14 protein-coding genes are annotated in these 17,648 nt (G+C 73.3%); 5 read left to right on the plus strand and 9 right to left on the minus strand.

What is annotated here, in order from left to right; genetic code table 11:
* Positions 1-7: 7 nt before the first annotated feature.
* The 5 genes from E1266_RS10545 to E1266_RS10565 all read right to left on the minus strand — a co-directional run bounded on the left by E1266_RS10545 (position 8) and on the right by E1266_RS10565 (position 8,390).
* Positions 8-1,459, minus strand: coding sequence for a chromosome segregation ATPase (locus E1266_RS10545; protein ID WP_243718348.1), 1,452 nt, complete (start codon positions 1,457-1,459; stop codon positions 8-10).
* Positions 1,460-1,568: 109 nt separating this feature from the next.
* Positions 1,569-2,522 (minus strand): prolyl aminopeptidase, encoded by a 954-nt coding sequence (pip, locus tag E1266_RS10550; protein ID WP_207945537.1) that lies wholly within the window; start codon positions 2,520-2,522, stop codon positions 1,569-1,571.
* 51 nt (positions 2,523-2,573) lie between these two features.
* On the minus strand, positions 2,574-6,542 hold the full coding sequence (gene hrpA, locus E1266_RS10555; RefSeq protein WP_132046133.1) for an ATP-dependent RNA helicase HrpA: 3,969 nt from the start codon (positions 6,540-6,542) through the stop codon (positions 2,574-2,576).
* 157 nt (positions 6,543-6,699) lie between these two features.
* Positions 6,700-7,608 (minus strand): SDR family oxidoreductase, encoded by a 909-nt coding sequence (locus E1266_RS10560; protein ID WP_132046134.1) that lies wholly within the window; start codon positions 7,606-7,608, stop codon positions 6,700-6,702.
* On the minus strand, positions 7,605-8,390 hold the full coding sequence (locus E1266_RS10565; protein WP_132046135.1) for an SDR family oxidoreductase: 786 nt from the start codon (positions 8,388-8,390) through the stop codon (positions 7,605-7,607). Before E1266_RS10565 ends, E1266_RS10560 begins: the two co-directional genes overlap by 4 nt.
* A gap of 66 nt (positions 8,391-8,456) precedes the next feature.
* Here E1266_RS10565 and E1266_RS10570 point away from each other — a divergent pair, with 66 nt between their 5' ends.
* Genes E1266_RS10570 through E1266_RS10585 form a run of 4 tightly spaced genes read left to right on the plus strand, consistent with a single transcriptional unit; the run spans position 8,457 to position 11,956 of the window.
* Positions 8,457-9,203 (plus strand): enoyl-CoA hydratase family protein, encoded by a 747-nt coding sequence (locus E1266_RS10570; RefSeq protein ID WP_132046136.1) that lies wholly within the window; start codon positions 8,457-8,459, stop codon positions 9,201-9,203.
* Positions 9,200-10,078, plus strand: coding sequence for a CoA-transferase (locus E1266_RS10575; RefSeq protein WP_132046137.1), 879 nt, complete (start codon positions 9,200-9,202; stop codon positions 10,076-10,078). The genes E1266_RS10570 and E1266_RS10575 overlap by 4 nt, the downstream gene beginning before the upstream one ends.
* On the plus strand, positions 10,075-10,815 hold the full coding sequence (locus E1266_RS10580) for a CoA-transferase (RefSeq protein ID WP_132046138.1): 741 nt from the start codon (positions 10,075-10,077) through the stop codon (positions 10,813-10,815). Before E1266_RS10575 ends, E1266_RS10580 begins: the two co-directional genes overlap by 4 nt.
* A gap of 49 nt (positions 10,816-10,864) precedes the next feature.
* A complete protein-coding gene (locus tag E1266_RS10585) occupies positions 10,865-11,956 on the plus strand; it encodes a nitronate monooxygenase (RefSeq protein ID WP_132046139.1) in 1,092 nt (363 codons plus the stop codon).
* On the opposite strand, the gene E1266_RS10590 is transcribed toward E1266_RS10585, so the two are convergent.
* Both E1266_RS10590 and E1266_RS10595 read right to left on the minus strand, forming a co-directional pair.
* A complete protein-coding gene (locus tag E1266_RS10590) occupies positions 11,922-13,100 on the minus strand; it encodes an acyl-CoA dehydrogenase family protein (protein WP_132046140.1) in 1,179 nt (392 codons plus the stop codon). The genes E1266_RS10585 and E1266_RS10590 overlap by 35 nt on opposite strands.
* Before the next feature lie 78 nt (positions 13,101-13,178).
* On the minus strand, positions 13,179-13,889 hold the full coding sequence (locus E1266_RS10595; protein WP_132046141.1) for a GntR family transcriptional regulator: 711 nt from the start codon (positions 13,887-13,889) through the stop codon (positions 13,179-13,181).
* 106 nt (positions 13,890-13,995) lie between these two features.
* Here E1266_RS10595 and E1266_RS10600 point away from each other — a divergent pair, with 106 nt between their 5' ends.
* Complete coding sequence (locus E1266_RS10600) at positions 13,996-15,147, plus strand: acyl-CoA dehydrogenase family protein (RefSeq protein ID WP_243718349.1); 1,152 nt, start codon at positions 13,996-13,998, stop codon at positions 15,145-15,147.
* A 33-nt stretch (positions 15,148-15,180) separates the two neighbouring features.
* Here the strand turns inward: E1266_RS10600 and glpK are convergent, their stop codons facing one another.
* Complete coding sequence (gene glpK, locus E1266_RS10605) at positions 15,181-16,707, minus strand: glycerol kinase GlpK (RefSeq protein WP_132046142.1); 1,527 nt, start codon at positions 16,705-16,707, stop codon at positions 15,181-15,183.
* Between the two features lie 51 nt (positions 16,708-16,758).
* Positions 16,759-17,526, minus strand: a complete 768-nt coding sequence (locus tag E1266_RS10610; RefSeq protein WP_132046143.1) for an IclR family transcriptional regulator — start codon at positions 17,524-17,526, stop codon at positions 16,759-16,761.
* Positions 17,527-17,648 lie beyond the last annotated feature (122 nt).

Consider the following 17,648-nt stretch of genomic DNA (forward strand, 5'->3'; position numbering starts at 1 on the left):
GCACCGGTCAGGGCCCGGTGAACAGGGGGTCCTCCCGGTCGACGCCGTTCACCCGCCCCTGGGGCTGCCCCTGGGGCTGCCGCGGGGGGTTCACCGGGACGGGCGCCCCCAGCGGGGACCCGTTCGGCGCCGGCGCCCCGCTCGGCACGGGACCGCCGGCCGGGGGCGGGCCGGGCGGCATGCCCGCGGCGTACGGGTGGCCCGCCGGCGCCGGGGGTGCCGGGGTGCCGCCGCCGGCCATCCGGCCTCCCGGCGGGACGGCGGTGGACGACAGCGTGCTGTGCGTGAACTGGTCGATCTGCCGCCGGGCGCGGTCGGCCTCGGCGCGGGCGGCGTCGCGCTCCTCGGCGAGGGCGGTGAGCGCGGCCTGCTGCTCGGCCACCGACTGCGCGAGCTGCCGCAGCTGGACCGCCTGGTCGTTGACCTTGGCGGTGAGCTCTTCCCGCTCCGCGGTCGCGGCCTTGGCCTGCGCCTGGGCGGCGTCGCGCTCCTTGGCGGCCTCCTCGGCGCGCGCCCGGGCGCGGACGACCTCCGCCTCGGCCTCGGACTGGGCGCGCTGCGCGGCGGTGCGCTCGGCCTCGGCCTTGCTCGCGGCCTGCATGGCGCGCTGCCGCTGCGCCTCGGTGTCGCGCATGGCGTTGCGGAGGTCCTCGGCGCCCTGCTTGGCGACGGCGGCCTCGACGCGCTGGGCCTCGGCGGCGCCCTCGGCCTCGGCCAGCCTGGCGTGCAGCGCGACGAGCTCGGCGCGGGCGTTCTCCAGCGCGGCGAGCAGCTCGGTCTCGCGGGCCGCGACGCGGTCGCGCTCGCTCTCGGCGGCCAGCTTCGCGGTCATCGACTGCTGCGCGATCTGGTGCGCCTCCTCCCACGCCTGCTGCGCCGCGTCGCGCTTGGCGGTGGCGACCTTGGCCTCCTCGCGCAGGCGCGCCGCCTGCTCCTCGGCCGCACCGGCGCGCTGCCGGGCCGCGGACGCCTCCTGCCACGCCTCCTCGGCGCGGCGCTGCGACGCGTCGCGCTCGCTCTGCGCGACGGCGAGCTCGCGGGCGGCCTCGGCGCGCACCTCGGCGACGCGCCGCTCGACGCCGGCGACGCTCAGCTCGGAGGTCAGCGAGTCCGCGAGCAGGTCGGCGGCCTTCTCCAGCCGCTCGACCATCTCCCACGCCGAGGCGACCTGCCCGGTGAGGCCCGGCGCGTCCCGGCCGCGCTCCCGGCGGTCGCGCGCCTCGCTCGCGCAGGCGCCGTCGTTGTCCTGGCAGTAGCGCACGGCGCGGACGGCGCCCACGGGCTGCGGGACGGGCCTCCCGCAGTTGGCGCACGGCCACACCGTGACCGGGTCGCCCACCCGGGCGACCGCCGTCTCGGCGGACCCCCCGTTCCCCGAGCCTCCGGAGACCGCGCCCCCCTGGGGAGCCGCGGCCAGCCCCTCGCGGCCGCTATTGTCGCGCTCTTCGCTCTTAGGCATGGAATGAACCTTACGACCTGATCCGAGTTGCTGCAGTGACTTGGGTGGTACATGTGGGAGCGACCACGCCGTACCCGGCCCGGGGCGGCAGGGCGCCGCGGCCGTGCCGTCACCGCCCGGCGAAGCGGTCGGTGGCCTCGATGAGCCGGTCGCGAATACCGGGTTCGGCGGCGCCGTGCCCGGCGTCCTCGACGATGTGGAAGTCCGCCTCGGGCCACGCCTGGTGCAGGTCCCACGCCTGGTCCGGTGGTGTCTTCATGTCGTAGCGGCCGTTCACGATCACCGCGGGGATGTGCCGGATGCGGTCGACGCCCGCGAGGAGGCCCTCGTCCGGGAGGAAGCCGCCGGCCGCGATGTAGTGGTGCGTGATGCGGGCGAACGCCACGACGAGGGTCTCGTCCAGGTCCGGCGGCGGGACGGGCAGGAGGGTGTTCGCGGCGAGTTCCCAGCCCACCCACGCCCTCGCCGCCGGGACGTGGACGGCCGGATCCGGGTCGCCGATGCGGCGGCCGTACGCGGCGAGCAGGTCGTCCCGCTCGGCCGGCGGGATCGCGTCCCGGAAGGCCGCCCACTCGGCGGGGAACAGATGCGCCGCGCCGGCCGGGGTGAACGCCCACGCCTCGTCGGACGGGCGGACGAGGTAGACGCCGCGGAGCACCATCTCCGACACGCGGCCGGGATGCGCCTGCGCGTAGGCGAGCGCGAGGGTGCTGCCCCAGCTGCCGCCGAACACGAGCCACCGGTCGATGGACAGGTGCTCGCGCAGCTTCTCCATGTCCGCCACCAGATGCGGCGTGGTGTTGTGCTCCAGCGGCACCCTCGGGTCACCCGCGTGCGGGAGGCTCCGGCCGCAGTTGCGCTGGTCGAACAGCACGATCCGGTAGGCGGACGGGTCGAAGAACCGGCGGTGGTCGGGCAGCAGGCCGCCGCCGGGGCCGCCGTGCAGGAACACCGCCGGCTTGCCGTCCGGGTCGCCGCAGAGCTCCCAGTGGATCCGGTTCCCGTCGCCGACGTCGAGCAGCCCCGAGTCGTACGGCTCGACCGGCGGGTAGAAGTCTCTCAATTCCATGATCCCCATTCGTATCCGGGAATCGGTGCCGCCGCACCCCCCGGGTCAGAGCTGGGCCATGGCCTTGCGGATGCGCTTGTCGGAGACCGGGAAGCGCGTGCCGAGCTGCTGGGCGAAGAGGCTGACCCGCAGTTCCTCCAGCATCCAGCGGATCTGCCGGGCGGGCTCCTCATCCCGGCGGGCCGGGTGCAGGCGGCGAAGCGCCTGCTCGTACTCCTGCGCCAGGACGCCGACCTGCTGGGCGAGCATCCGGTCGCGCCCGGGGTTCTCGGGGAGCTTGTCGAGCCTGATCTGCAGCGCGCGCAGGTAACGGGGCAGATCGGGCAGCCGCCCCCATCCGGTCGCCGTGACGAACCCCGGATGGATGAGCGCGGTGAGGCCGCCGCGGATGTCGGTCAGCGCCGGGACGAGGGTCAGGCTCGTCGTGCCGCGCAGGCGGCGGTCGACCTCGTGCGCCTCGGCCAGGATGCGCTCGACCAGGCCCACGATCTGCGCGGTCGCGTCGTGCAGGTCGGCGCGGACCCGGTCGTACAGGTCGCGGAAGGCGTCCCCGTCCCATGCGGGCCCGCCGGCCTCGGCGATGAGCCGGTCGGCCGCGGCGGTGACGCAGTCCTCGAAGAGGGCCGCGACGGAGCCGTGCGGGTTGTGGCTGAGGGCGAGCTTGCCCTTGTTGGTGAGGCGGCCCTGGATGAGCTTCACCGGTGACGGCGCGTTCAGCAGGATCAGCCTCCGCGTGCCGAGCCACATCGCGCGGCGCTGCTCCGCCTCGGTCTCGTACATCCGGACGGCGACGCTGTCGCCCTCGTCGGTCAGCGCGGGGTACGCCTTGACGTCGTAGCCCGCCTGGCTGCGCTCGTAGGTGCGGGGCAGCTCGCCGATGGTCCAGTCGGTGAGGCCGGAGCGCTCGACGGTGGACGCCGCCTTCGACAGCGTTCCCCGCACCTTGCCCGCCAGGCGGCGTTTCAGCTCGTCCAGGTCGGTGCTCTCGCCGAGTGTGCGGCCGCGCCCGCCGGGGGCGTCGTCCACGACGCGGAACGTGATGCGCAGGTGGGCGGGGAGCCGGGACGTGTCCCACGCCTCCCGCGCGACGGGCACGCTCGTCATCGCGGTCAGCTCGCGCTCCAGGGCGTCCAGGAGCGGCTCGGTGCGCGGGGCGACGCGGTCGAGGATCTTGCGGGCGTAGTCGGGGGCCGGGACGAAGTTGACGCGCAGCTGCTTGGGCAGCGACCGGATCAGCTCGGTGACCAGCTCCGCGCGCAGCCCCGGGACCTGCCAGTCGAAGCCGTCCGGGCGGACCTGGTTCAGCACCTGGACGGGGATGTGCACCGTCACGCCGTCGGCGTCGGCGCCCGGCTCGAACTGGTAGGTAAGCCGCAGGCGCAGCGGCCCCTGCTTCCACACGCCCGGGTAGTCGGCCTCGCTGACGTCGCCCGCGGCCTCGTTCATCAGCATCGACTTCTCGAAGCCGAGCAGGTCGGGGTCCGAGTGGCGGGCCTTCTTCCACCAGGCGTCGAAGTGCCGCCCGGACACGACGTCCTCGGGGACGCGCTCGTCGTAGAAGTCGAAGAGGGTCTCGTCGTCGACGAGGATGTCGCGGCGCCGGGCGCGGTGCTCCAGTTCCTCGACCTCGTCCAGCAGCGCGCGGTTGTCGTGGAAGAACCGGTGGTGGGTCTCCCAGTCGCCTTCGACGAGGGCGTGCCGGATGAACAGCTCGCGGGACAGCGCGGGGTCGATGCTCCCGTAGTTGACCCGGCGGTCGGCGACGATCGGCACCCCGTAGAGGGTGACCTTCTCGCGCGCCATGACCGCGGCCTGCTTCTTCGACCAGTGCGGCTCGCTGTAGTTGCGCTTCACCAGGTGCTGCGCGAGCGGCTCGATCCACTCCGGCTCGATCTTGGCGTTCACGCGGCCCCAGAGCCGGGACGTCTCCACCAGCTCCGCCGACATCACCCAGCGCGGCGGCTTCTTGAACAGCGACGACCCGGGGAACACGGCGAACTTCGCGCCGCGGGCGCCGAGGTACTCCTGGCCGCGGCGCCGCCCGTCCTTGCGGGCGTCCTTCCTGGCGTCCTTCTTGTCGGTGTCGGCGAGCCCGATGTGCGACAGGAGCCCCGCGAGCAGCGAGATGTGGATGCGGTCGGGCGGGGCGTCGGCGGTGTTGACCGTGACGCCGAGGGACTTGGCGACCTGTTTGAGCTGCCCGTGCAGGTCCTGCCATTCGCGGATGCGCAGGAAGTGCAGGAACTCGTTCTTGCACATGCGGCGGAACGCGCTGCCCGACAGCTCCTTCTGCCGCTCGCGCAGGTAGTTCCACAGGTTCAGGTACGCGAGGAAGTCCGAGGTCGGGTCGGCGAACCGGCGGTGCCCCTCGTCGGCGGCCTGCTGGTGCTCGGCGGGGCGTTCCCGCGGGTCCTGGATCGACAGCGCCGCCGCGATGACCAGCACCTCGCGGACGCAGCCGTTCCGGTCGGCCTCCAGCACCATGCGGGCCAGCCGCGGGTCGATGGGCAGCTGGGCGAGCCGGCGGCCGAGCGGGGTGAGGCGCTTGCGCGGGTCCTTCTCGGCCGGGTCGATCGCGCCCAGCTCGTGGAGCAGGTCGACGCCGGCCTTGACGTTGCGGCGGTCCGGCGGCTCCACGAACGGGAACGCGGCGATGTCGCCGAGGCCGAGCGCGGTCATCTGCAGGATGACCGAAGCGAGGTTCGTGCGCAGGATCTCCGGGTCGGTGAACTCCGGCCGGGACTCGAAGTCCTCCTCGGAGTAGAGCCGGATGCACACGCCCTCGGCCACGCGCCCGCAGCGTCCCTTGCGCTGGTTCGCCGACGCCTGCGAGACCGGCTCGATCGGGAGCCGCTGCACCTTCAGGCGGTGGCTGTAGCGGGAGATGCGGGCGGTGCCCGGGTCGACGACGTACCTGATGCCCGGGACGGTCAGCGACGTCTCGGCGACGTTCGTGGCGAGGACCACCCGCCGCCCGCCGTGCGGCTGGAACACCCGGTGCTGCTCGGCCGCGGAGAGCCGCGCGTACAGGGGCAGGACGTCGGTGGCGTTCTTCCGCCGGGTGAAGTGCTTGGTCAGCGCGTCGGCGGTGTCGCGGATCTCCCGTTCGCCGCTGAGGAACACCAGCACGTCGCCCGGGCCCTCGCGGCCGAGCTCGTCCACGGCGTCCACGATCGCCTGGATCTGGTCGCGGTCCGGGTCGGCGGACGGGTCGTCCGGGTCGGTGACCGGCCGGTACCGGACCTCCACCGGGTACGTGCGCCCGGACACCTCCACGATCGGCGCTCCCCCGAAGTGCTCGGAGAACCGCTCCGGGTCGATCGTCGCCGAGGTGATGACGACCTTGAGGTCGGGGCGCCTCGGCAGGATCTCCTTGAGGTAGCCGAGCAGGAAGTCGATGTTCAGGCTGCGCTCGTGCGCCTCGTCGATGATGAGCGTGTCGTACTGCCGGAGCAGCCGGTCGGTCTGGATCTCGGCGAGGAGGATGCCGTCCGTCATCAGCTTGACGAGCGTGTCGTCGCTGGAACGGTCCGTGAAGCGCACCTTGTAGCCGACGGCGTCGCCGAGCTCGGTGCCGAGCTCCTCGGCGATGCGGTCGGCGACGGTGCGGGCGGCCAGCCGGCGCGGCTGCGTGTGCCCGATCGAGCCGAGCACGCCCCGGCCCAGCTCCAGGCAGATCTTGGGGATCTGGGTGGTCTTGCCGGAGCCGGTCTCCCCCGCGACGATCACGACCTGGTGGTCGCGGATCGCGGCGAGGATGTCGTCCTTCTTCCGCGAGACCGGCAGCTGCTCGGGGTAGGTGATCGCGGGCACGGCGAGCCGCCGCCGCTCGACCCGCCGCTCGGCGGCCTCGACGTCGGCGGTGATCTCCGCGGCGACCCGGGCCTGCCGCCCGGCGTCGCGCATCTTCCGCACGCCCTCGACCCGGCGGCGCAGCCGGTGCTGGTCGCGCAGCATCAGCTCCGGCAGGCGCGCGCGCAGATCGGCGAGCGGCGGTGTCACAGGCGTCCCCATAGGCATCGACAAGGATAGGGTCCCAGGCCGTCGGCTCCGCTCACCCCACGAACCCTCGCACCGTAGCCGGAACGCCCCGCGGAGGGCGATCCGTTTTCCGGCGGCACCGGTTAGAACGCCGCTCCCCCGGACGCCATTCCGCCGCCCCGCCCGGCGCTCAGCCCGCGCCGTAGACGGGTTCGGGGGCGGGCGCCTTCGCCAGCAGGTCCTCGACGACATCGCCGACCTCGGCGGGGTCCCACCGCGCGCCCTTGTCGGCCGCGGGACCGTGCCGGAAGGCGTCCATCACGCAGATCCTGCCGCCCTCGGCCTCGAAGACCCGGCCGGTGACGTCCCGCGACCCGGCGGAGCCGAGCCACACCACGAGCGGGGAGACGTTCTCCGGGGCCATGGCGTCGAACTCGCCCTCGGCGGGCGCCGCCATCGTCTGCGCGAAGACCTCCTCGGTCATCCGGGTGCGGGCGGCGGGCGCGATCGCGTTGACCGTGACCCCGTACCGGCCGAGTTCGGCGGACGCGACGAGCGTGAGCCCGACGATCCCGGCCTTGGCGGCGGAGTAGTTGCCCTGCCCGACGCTGCCGAGCAGCCCGGCGCCGGAGGACGTGTTGATCACCCGCGCGTCCACCGGGCGGCCCGCCTTGCTCTCGGCGCGCCAGTACCGGCCGGCGTGCTTGAGCGGCAGGAAGTGGCCCTTGAGGTGGACGCGCATGACGGCGTCCCACTCGTCCTCATCGAGGTTGATCAGCATGCGGTCCCGGAGGAACCCGGCGTTGTTGACGAGCGTGTCCAGCCGCCCGAAGGCGCCGGTCGCCGTCTCGACCAGCGCGGCGGCGCCGGCGTCGGTGGCGATGTCGTCGGTGCTGGCCACGGCCCGCCCGCCGAGCGCCTCGATCTCCCGGACGACGTCCTGCGCGGGCCCCTCCGAGGCGTCGCCGGTGCCGTCCCGCGCGACGCCCAGGTCGTTGACGACGACGAGCGCGCCCTGCCGGGCGAACTCCAGGGCGTGCGCGCGGCCGAGCCCGCGCCCGGCTCCGGTGACGGCGACCACCCGGTCCTTGCAGATCATCGCGACTCCTTCTCGTTCGGGCCCTTGTTCACGGTGGCGGCATCCAGGAAGGCGGGCCGCTCTCCCCCGCCGTGCATCAGCATCTCCGTGCCGGTGACGTAGGCGGCCAGGTCCGAGGCGAGGTACACGCACGCGACGCCGACCTCGTCGGGGGTGCCGAGGCGGCCCAGGGGGACGGTGCGCCCGATCGCCGCGATCCCCTCCTCGTCGCCGTAGTGCAGGTGCGCGGTCTCGGTCCGGACCATGCCGAGGACGAGCGTGTTGACCCGGACGTGCGGCGCCCACTCGACGGCCAGGGACCGCGTGAGGCTGTGCAGGCCGGCCTTGGCGGCGCCGTAGGCGGAGGTACCGGGCGAGGGCCGCACGCCGCTCACGCTGCCGATGTTGACGATCGAGCCGCCGCCCGTCTCCAGCATCCGGGGCTGGAGCACTCTGGACATGATCAGCGCGGAGCCGAGATTGAGCTCGATGATCTTGAGGTGGGTGCGCAGGGCCCCCTCGGCGAGCGGAAGGAACGGGGCACCGCCCGCGTTGTTGACCAGCACGTCCACGCGGTCGAGGCCGTCGGCGAACGCCTGCGCGGCGTCCGGGTCGCGGGCGTCGAGCGAGACGAACCGCGCCGTCCGGCCGCCCGCCTCGGGCAGCGACTCCGGCTCGCGCCGGGCGACGGCGACGACGTCGGCGCCCGCCTCCAGGAAGGCGCGCGAGATGCCGGCCCCGACCCCGCGCGCGCCACCGGTCACCACGGCGGTCTTGCCGCCCAGGTCGAGCGTCAGGGACATCCCCCGCCTCCTCCGTGCGCCTCTGCTACCTTCTGTTCTAACAAATGTTTGGTGGAAAGGTAGCGCATGGGAGTCTCCACCACGACCCTTGACGGGGTCGCCGAGATCGTCGTGGACGCGCCGCCGGTCAACGCGCTGACCGTCGCCGGCTGGTACGAGCTGGCCGACGCGCTGCTCGCGGCCGGCCGCGACCCCGCGGTCGGGGCCGTCGTGCTCCGCGCCGAGGGCCGGGGCTTCAACGCGGGCGTCGACATCAAGGAGATGCAGAGCACCGAGGGCCACGCCGCCCTGGTGGGGGCCAACCGCGGCTGCTACGCGGCGTTCGCCGCCGTCTACGACTGCGAGGTGCCGGTGGTGGCCGCCGTGCACGGCTTCTGCCTCGGCGGCGGGGTCGGGCTCGCGGGCAACGCCGACATCGTGGTCGCCTCCGAGGACGCCTACTTCGGCCTTCCGGAGGTGGACCGGGGCGCGCTCGGCGCCGCCACCCATCTGGCGCGGCTCGTCCCGCAGCACCTGATGCGCGCGATGGTCTACACGTGCCGCAACGTCACGGCCGCCGAGCTGCACCGCCACGGCTCGGTCCTGGAGGTCGTCCCGCCCGGCGAGCTGCGCGGCAAGGCCATGGAGGTCGCCGCGGGCATCGCCGCGAAGGACCGGTACGTCATCCGGCGCGCCAAGGAGTCGCTGAACGGGATCGACCCGATCGACGTCAAGCGCAGCTACCGCTACGAGCAGGGCTTCACGTTCGAGCTGAACCTCGTCGGCGCCGGTGACGAGCACCGCGACGCCTTCGTCGCCAAGGGGGCGGAATGAGCACCGGCGGGACGACTGACAAGGTGCTCTCCCCCGAGGAGGTCGCCGGGTCGCTGGAGAGCGGCATGACCCTCGGGATCGGCGGCTGGGGCTCGCGGCGCAAGCCGATGGCGCTGGTCCGCGCGATCCTCCGCACCCCCGTCACCGACCTCACCGTGGTCTCCTACGGGGGGCCGGACGTGGGGCTGCTGTGCGCGGCGGGCAAGGTCCGGCGCCTGGTCACCGCCTTCGTGACCATGGACTCGGTCCCCCTGGAACCGCACTTCCGGAACGCTCGGCAGACCGGCTCGATCGAGCTGACCGAGTACGACGAGGGCATGTTCATGTTCGGGCTGTACGCGGCGGCGCACCGGCTCCCGTTCCTACCGACCCCCGCCGGGCTCAGCTCGGACGTGATGCGGGTCAACCCGGAGCTGAAGACGGTCCGGTCGCCGTACGAGGACGGCCGGGAGCTCGTCGCCGTCCCGGCCCTGACCATGGACGTGGCACTGATCCACATGAACCGCGCCGACTCCCGGGGCAACGCCCAGTACCTCGGCCCCGACCCTTACATGGACGACCTGTTCGCCAAGGCCGCCGACCGGACGTACGTGTCGTGCGAGCGCCTGGTCGACACCGCTGACTTCGCCAAGGAGGGTCCGCTGCAGTCCCTGCTGATCAGCCGGGCGCACGTGGCGGGCGTGGTGGAGACGCCGAACGGGGCGCACTTCACCGACTGCGCGCCCGACTTCGGGCGTGACGAGGCGTTCCAGAAGCTCTACGCGCAATCGGCGGCGGACCCGGACAAGTGGGCCGCGTTCCGGGACCGCTTCCTGTCGGGCGACGAGGCCGCCTACCAGGACGCCGTCCGGGCCTGGCAGGAGGAGTCCCGATGAGCACCCTGACCTCGATCACGCGCGCCGAGGTGTGCGCGGCCGCCTGCGCGGACCTCTTCCGGGGCGACGGCGAGATCGTCGCGGCGGCCGTCGCGGGGTTCGTGCCGATGCTGGGGTCGCGGCTGGCGCGGGCGACGTTCGAGCCCGGTCTGCTGACCACCGACGGCGGCCCGGCGCTGAGCGCCGAGCCCGTCCCGCTCGGCAGGCCGGCGGCGACGGCGGAGGGCTGGCTGCCGTTCCGCGACCACCTTTGGCTCGTCCTGAACGGGCGGCGCCACGTGGTGATGGGCCCGAGCCAGATCGACGCGCACGGCAACACCAACATCTCGTGCATCGGCGACTGGGAGCGCCCGGCGCGGCAGCTCCTCGGCGTGCGGGGCGGCCCCGGCAACACGCTGCTGAACACGACGAGCTACTGGGTGCCGAAGCACTCCACCCGCGTGTTCACCGAGAAGGTCGACATGGTCAGCGGGGTCGGCTGGGACCGGGGCGCCCACGAGATCCGCGCCGTGGTCAGCAACCTCGCGGTGCTCGACTTCGACACCCCGGACCGGAGGATGCGGCTCCGCTCGGTGCACCCGGGCGTGCGCGTCGAGGACGTGGTGGCCGCCACGGGGTTCGAGCTGGTCGTCCCGGACGAGGTGCCCGAGACGCGGCTCCCGGACGACGAGGAACTGCGGGTCATGCGCGAGGTCCTCGATCCGAAGGGCCTGCGGGAGAGGGAAGTCTCATCATGAGCGAAGCGAACCGGGGGGTGTGGGGGGTCGCCCCCCACGGGAGGCACGCATGAGCGAGCAGGTGCTCGACACGGCGCTGACGCGGCTGACCGGCGTCCGGCACCCGGTCGTCCAGACCGGCATGGGGTGGGTGGCCGGGCCGCGGCTGGTCACCGCCGTCGCGAACGCGGGCGGCCTCGGGGTCCTGGCGTCGGCGACGATGACGCTCGACCAGCTCGCCGGCGCGATCCGGGAGGTCAAGGAGCGCACGGACGCACCGTTCGGCGTCAATCTGCGCGCCGACGCCGGCGACGCGGGCGACCGCATCGACCTCCTGATCAAGGAGGGCGTCAAGGTCGCGTCGTTCGCGCTCGCGCCGAAGCGGGAGCTGATCGCCAAGCTGAAGGACGCCGGCCTGGTGGTGGTCCCGTCGGTCGGCGCGCGGCGGCACGCGGAGAAGGTCGCGGGCTGGGGCGCCGACGCCGTCCTCGTGCAGGGCGGCGAGGGCGGCGGGCACACCGGCCCGGTCGCGACGACGCTGCTGCTGCCGCAGGTCGTGGACGCGGTGGACATCCCGGTGATCGCCGCCGGCGGCTTCTTCGACGGGCGCGGCCTCGCCGCGGCGCTCGCCTACGGCGCGGCGGGCGTGGCGATGGGCACCCGGTTCCTGCTGACGTCCGACAGCTCGGTCCCGGACGCGGTCAAGCAGGTGTACCTCCGGACCGGCGAGACCGTGGTGACCCGCCAGGTGGACGGCATGCCGCACCGGGTGCTGCGCAGCGAGCTGGTCGACACCCTGGAGGGCTCCGGCCGGATCGGCGGGCTCGTCCGGGCGCTGCGCAACGGCGCCCGGTTCAAGAAGCTGTCCGGCATGTCGTGGCGGGAGATGATCGCCGACGGCAGGGCGATGAAGCACGGCAAGGACCTGTCGTGGTCGCAGGTCCTCATGGCCGCCAACACGCCGATGCTGCTGAAGGCCGCCATGGTGGACGGCCGCCCCGACCTCGGCGTGATGGCGTCCGGGCAGGTCGTCGGCGTCATCGACGACCTGCCGACCTGCGGCGAGCTGATCGGCTCCATCGTGCGGCAGGCCGCGGAGGCGATCGCCGCCCAGCAGGCCGCGCTGGTCAGCTCCCGTCCTCCAGCAGCCGCCGACCGATGATCATCTTCTGGATGTCGGCGGTGCCCTCGCCGATCAGCAGCATCGGCGCCTCGCGGTAGAGGCGCTCGATCTCGTACTCGGTGGAGTAGGCGTAGCCGCCGTGGATGCGGAACGCGTCCTCCACGACCTCCTTGCAGTACTCGCAGGCGAGGTACTTGGCCATGCCCGCCTCCAGGTCGTTGCGCTCGCCGGCGTCCTTGCGGCGCGCCGCCATCACCGTCATCTGGTGCGCCGCCTCGACCTTCGTGCCCATCTCCGCGATGCGGAACAGCACCGCCTGGTGCTCGGCGATCGGCCTGCCGAACGTCTCGCGCTGCCGCGCGTACCCGACGGCCAGCTCGTAGGCGCGCCGCGCGACGCCGCAGGCCCGCGCGGCGACGTTCACGCGGCCGACCTCGACGCCGTCCATCATGTGGTAGAAACCGCGGCCGGGCGTCCCGCCGAGGATCTGCGCGGACGGGATCCGGAAGCCGTCGAAGAGCAGCTCCGTCGTGTCGACGCCCTTGTAGCCCAGCTTCCCGATCTTGCCCGGGACGGTGAGGCCGGGCGCGACCTCGCCGAAGCCGGGGGTCTTGTCCACGAGGAAGGCCGTCATGCCGCGGTGGCCGGCGGCCGGGTCGGTCTTGACGAGGGTGGCGACGAGGTTGGCGGACGCGCCGTTCGTCAGCCACATCTTCTGGCCGTCGATGACGTGGTGGTCGCCGTCCGGGACGGCGCGGGTGGTGATGGCCGAGACGTCGGAGCCGCAGCCGGGCTCCGACATCGAGAACGCGCCGCGGATCTCCCCGGCCGCCATCTTCGGCAGGTAGTGCGCCTTCTGCTCCGGGGTCCCGTGGTGGGCGATCATCCAGGCGACGATGAAGTGGGTGTTGATGATGCCGGACACGCTCATCCAGCCGCGGGCCAGCTCCTCGACCACCAGCGCGTAGGTCAGCAGCGACTCGCCGAGGCCGCCGTGCTCCTCGTCGATCATGAGGCCGAACAGGCCGAGGCCCGTCATGCCGTCCACGATCGCCTGCGGGTACTCGTCGGCGCGCTCCAGCTCGGCGGCGACCGGGATGATCTCCTTCTCGGTGAACGCGCGGACGGTCGCGATGATCTCCCGCTGCTCGTCCGACAGCCCGTGCGTCTGCTGCAGCCTCACGTGCGCGTTCCTCCCGGTCGAACTCAATTTTTTATACGATATTGGGCGCTGCGGGCGGCCGGAAGAGCGGGTCCGCCCCTATTCGCGCCCGTCCTTCGCGCGCCCGTCCTCCCAGAAGCCCCGGCCCTCCAGGTGGACGACCAGCAGCGTGCCCGCGTGCCGGATGTGGGCGCGCATCGCGTGCCGTGCGGCACCGGCGTCCCCGGCCCGCAGGGCGGCCAGGACGAGGTGGTGGTCGTCAACCGAGGCCTGGGGCCAGCCCTGGATGCTGGAGTAGAAGCGGCGCGGTGCGTACCGCACCACGAGCTGCAGCAGCCAGGCGGTCTTGGGCGAGTCCGCGCACAGGTTGACCACCCGGTGGAACTGGTGGTTCGCCGCCTCGATGGCGCCGGAGTCCCTGGTCTCGGACGCCCGCTCCAGCAGCGCCTGCGTCCGGGCGAGCGACTCCAGCTCCGCCTCGGTGATCCTCTCGGCGGCGCGGGCGGCGAGTTCGCCGGCGAAGTACGCCTGCGCCTCGAACAGGTCCTGGACGTCCTGCCGGGTCAGCGGGGCGGGCATGAAGCCCCGCCGCGGCTCCAGCGTGACGAACCCCTCGCCGCGCAGCGACAGCAGGGCCTCCCGGACGGGCGTGACGCTGATCCCGAGGTCGTCGGCGATCCGTTCGAGGCGCAGGAACTCCCCGTGCCCGACCTGGCCCGACATGATGAGCTCGCGCACGTAGGCGGCGACCTCGTCGCTCAGCTGGCGGCGCCGGCCGAGGGCCCGCCCGCCGGAGGGTGCCACTGTCATCGTCTCCCCCGCACCTGTGTCGTCACATCATGTTGACATCCCGCGCGCGCAAATCAAATATATGAAATGCCCGGGGACGGGTCCGTGCGGGAGGAGACCGGCAGCAGTGTTGACGCTGAGCGACGAGGAGCGCGCCATCGTGGAGGTGGTCGCGGACTTCGTCGACAAGGAGGTCCGCCCGGTCGCCCGGGAGCTGGAGCACGCGGGAACCTACCCCGCCAACCTCATCGACCGCATGAAGGAGCTCGGCGTGTACGGGCTCGCCGTGCCCGAGCCGTACGGCGACGTCGGGGTGTCCAAGGCGTGCTACGCGCTGGTCACCGAGGAGCTGGCCCGCGGCTGGATGACCCTCGCCGGGGCGTTCGGCGGGCACACGGTCGTCTCGCACCTGCTCGCCGTGTTCGGCACCGAGGAGCAGAAGGCCCGCTACCTGCCCCGGATGGCGACCGGCGAGCTGCGCGCCACGATGGCGCTGACCGAGCCGTCCGGCGGCTCGGACCTGCAGGCGATGACCACGACCGCGCGGCGCCGCGGCGACCGGTACGTCGTCGACGGCGCCAAGATGTGGATCACCAACGCGCGGATGTCGGGCCTGATCGCGCTGATGTGCAAGACCGACCCGGACGCGTCGCCGCGGCACCGGGGCATCAGCATCCTGCTGGCCGAGAAGGGCCCCGGGCTGACCGTCTCCCGCGACCTGCCCAAGCTCGGCTACAAGGGCGTCGAGAGCTGCGAGCTGTCGTTCGCCGGATACGAGGCGCCGCTCGGCGCGGTGCTCGGCGGCGAGGAGGGGCACGGGTTCGCGCAGATGATGCGTGGCCTGGAGGTCGGCCGGATCCAGGTGGCCGCACGCGCGCTGGGCGTCGGACGCGCCGCACTGGAGGACTCCCTGCGCTATGCACAGGAACGGGAGGCGTTCGGCAAGCCGATCTGGCAGCACCAGTCCATCGGCAACTACCTCGCCGACATGGCCACCCAGCTGCGCGCCGCGCGGCTGCTCACCCTGGACGCCGCCGCGCGCCTCGACACGGGCGTGCGCTGCGACATGGAGGCGGGCATGGCCAAGCTCTACGCGTCCGAGGCGGCCATGCAGATCGCGCTGAACGCGGTCCGCATCCACGGCGCCGCCGGCTACTCCACCGAGTTCGACATCGAGCGCTACTTCCGCGACGCCCCGCTCATGATCGTCGGCGAGGGGACCAACGAGATCCAGCGCAACGTGATCGTCAAGCAGCTCATCGACCGGAACCGGATCTAGCGCCCCCCGGCGTTCCCGCCCGGCGGGGTCCGGTCACGGCAGGGCGGCGGGGTCCTCGCCGGCGCGGATCCAGCCGAAGGTGCGCTCCACGGCGCGCTTCCAGTTCTCGTACTCGGCGTCGCGGCGGCCCGGCTCCATGGCCGGGACCCACCGGGCCGCGCGGTGCCAGTTGCGGCGCAGCCCTTCGAGCCCGGCCCAGTAGCCGACGGCGAGCCCCGCGGCGTAGGCGGCGCCGAGCGACACCGTCTCGACGACCATCGGGCGGGCGACCGGCACGTTCAGCACGTCGGCGACCATCTGCATGACGAGGTTGTCGGACGTCATGCCGCCGTCGGCCTTCAGCTCCCTCAGCGCCAGCCCGGAGTCCGCGTTCATGGCGTCCACGACCTCGCGCGTCTGCCAGCCGGTCGCCTCCAGCACGGCCCGCGCCAGGTGCCCCTTGGTGATGTAGGAGGTCAGGCCGACGATGATGCCGCGGGCCTCGCTGCGCCAGTGCGGGGCGAACAGCCCCGAGAACGCCGGGACGATGTAGCAGCCGCCGTTGTCGTCGACCGACCGGGCGAGGGTCTCGATCTCCGGCGCGGTGGTGATCAGTCCGAGCCCGTCCCGGAACCACTGCACCAGCGCGCCGGTGATGGCGATCGAGCCCTCCAGGGCGTACACGGCGGGCTCGTCGCCGATCTTGTAGCCGACGGTGGTGAGCAGCCCGTTGTCCGACCGCACCGGCGCGGTCCCGGTGTTCATCAGCAGGAACGCGCCCGTCCCGTAGGTGCACTTGGTCTCGCCCGGGGAGAAGCACGTCTGCCCGAACAGCGCGGCCTGCTGGTCGCCCAGGGCCGCGCCGACTCGGACGCCGGGGAACACGCGGCGGGCCGTGCCGTAGGTCTCGGTGGACGACCTGATCTCCGGGAGCATCGCCTTCGGGACGCCGAAGAAGTCGAGCAGCCCGTCGTCCCAGGACAGCGTGCGCAGGTTCATCAGCAGCGTGCGGCTGGCGTTGGTCACGTCGGTGACGTGGACGCCGCCGTCAGTGCCGCCGCTGAGGTTCCAGATCAGCCAGCTCTCCATCGTGCCGAACAACACCTCGCCGCGCTCCGCCCGCTCCCGCAGGCCGGGCGTGTGGTCGAGCATCCAGCGGACGCGCGGCGCCGAGAAGTAGGTGGCCAGCGGCAGCCCGCTGCGCTCGGTGACCGCCGCGGCGCCGGGGGCGCGGGCCAGCTCGTCCACCAGGGCGCCGGTCCGCATGTCCTGCCAGACGATGGCGCGGCCGATGGGGTCGCCGGTCATCCGGTCCCACAGGACGGTCGTCTCGCGCTGGTTGGCGATCCCGACGGCCGCGATCTGGTCCGCGGACGCCCCGGCCTGCGCGAGCGCCTCGGGCGCGACGCGTTCCAGGTTGCGCCAGATCTCCATGGGGTCGTGCTCGACCCAGCCGGGCCGCGGGAAGTGCTGCCGGTGCTCGCGCTGCGCGACCGCCACGAGCCGGCCGCCGTGGTCGAACAGGATGCACCGGGTCGAGGTCGTGCCCTGGTCGATCGACATCACGTAGCGTTCGGCCACGGCCGGTCCCCTCCCCCGCGGCGGGCTGCGCCGGGGGCCGCCGGCCGGGCGTCAGCGGCGCGCGCCGCCGAGGTCCCGGGAGACCGCCCGGGCGGCGTCGCGCACGAACGCCACGAGCCTCGGCTCCGGGACGCGGCGGGTGTCGCAGACCCGTTCGACCGGGCCGGAGATCCCGATCGCGCCGACGACCAGGCCCCCGTGCCCGCGGATCGGCGCCGCGACGCCGGCCTCGCCGATCGACAGCTCCTCGGCCTCGGCGGCCCACCCGTTCTCCCGGACGCGGGCCGCGACCCGCGCGAGCTCCTTCGGGTCGGTGATCGTGCGGCGGCAGTACGGCTCCAGGACGGTGTCGCGGACGGACGCCGCCGCGTTGGCGTCGTGGGCGATGAGCGCCTTGCCGAGCGCGGTGGCGTGCAGCGGGAGCAGGGAGCCGACGTCCATGGCCTGGGGCGTGTCGTCGGGGCGGAACACGTGGTGGACGACGAGGACCCTGCCGTCCAGGAAGGTCCCGATGCGGACGGCCTCGCCGCTGCGGGACGCGAGGGCGTCGGCCCAGTTGATGGCGCGCGACCGCAACTCGTTGACGTCCAGGTACCCGGCGCCGAGGTGCAGCAGCGCGGCGCCGAGCCGGTACTTGCCGGAGCCGCCGTCCTGCTCGACGAAGCCGACGCGCTCCAGGGTGCGCAGGAGACCGTGCGCGGTGCCGCGGGCCAGCCCGAGCGACCTGGCGACCTCCCCGGCGCCGAGCCGGCCCGAACCGGCGGCGAGCAGGCGCAGGATCGCGGCGGCCCGCTCGATCGACTGCACGGGTCCGGGCATGCTCCCGAGGCTAGCCGCGGCCCCGATCTGCCGACAATGTCGGCATTTGCCATGATCACCGTCCCCGCCCCCGAAAATTGCCCGGATTCTGCGATCTGGTGCACAGGGGGAGGGTAACCGCG

The sequence above is a fragment of the Actinomadura sp. 7K534 genome (genome assembly GCF_004348575.1).
Taxonomy (GTDB): Bacteria; Actinomycetota; Actinomycetes; order Streptosporangiales; family Streptosporangiaceae; genus Spirillospora; species Spirillospora livida.

Excerpts from the sequence above, each read along its gene's own strand:
- E1266_RS10545 (WP_243718348.1), bottom strand. The coding sequence starts at position 1,459 with ATGCCTAAGAGCGAAGAGCGCGACAATAGCGGCCGCGAGGGGCTGGCC.
- hrpA (WP_132046133.1), bottom strand. The coding sequence starts at position 6,542 with ATGGGGACGCCTGTGACACCGCCGCTCGCCGATCTGCGCGCGCGCCTG.
- E1266_RS10560 (WP_132046134.1), bottom strand. The coding sequence starts at position 7,608 with ATGATCTGCAAGGACCGGGTGGTCGCCGTCACCGGAGCCGGGCGCGGG.
- E1266_RS10565 (WP_132046135.1), bottom strand. The coding sequence starts at position 8,390 with ATGTCCCTGACGCTCGACCTGGGCGGCAAGACCGCCGTGGTGACCGGT.
- E1266_RS10570 (WP_132046136.1), top strand. The coding sequence starts at position 8,457 with ATGGGAGTCTCCACCACGACCCTTGACGGGGTCGCCGAGATCGTCGTG.
- E1266_RS10575 (WP_132046137.1), top strand. The coding sequence starts at position 9,200 with ATGAGCACCGGCGGGACGACTGACAAGGTGCTCTCCCCCGAGGAGGTC.
- E1266_RS10580 (WP_132046138.1), top strand. The coding sequence starts at position 10,075 with ATGAGCACCCTGACCTCGATCACGCGCGCCGAGGTGTGCGCGGCCGCC.
- E1266_RS10585 (WP_132046139.1), top strand. The coding sequence starts at position 10,865 with ATGAGCGAGCAGGTGCTCGACACGGCGCTGACGCGGCTGACCGGCGTC.
- E1266_RS10595 (WP_132046141.1), bottom strand. The coding sequence starts at position 13,889 with ATGACAGTGGCACCCTCCGGCGGGCGGGCCCTCGGCCGGCGCCGCCAG.
- E1266_RS10610 (WP_132046143.1), bottom strand. The coding sequence starts at position 17,526 with ATGCCCGGACCCGTGCAGTCGATCGAGCGGGCCGCCGCGATCCTGCGC.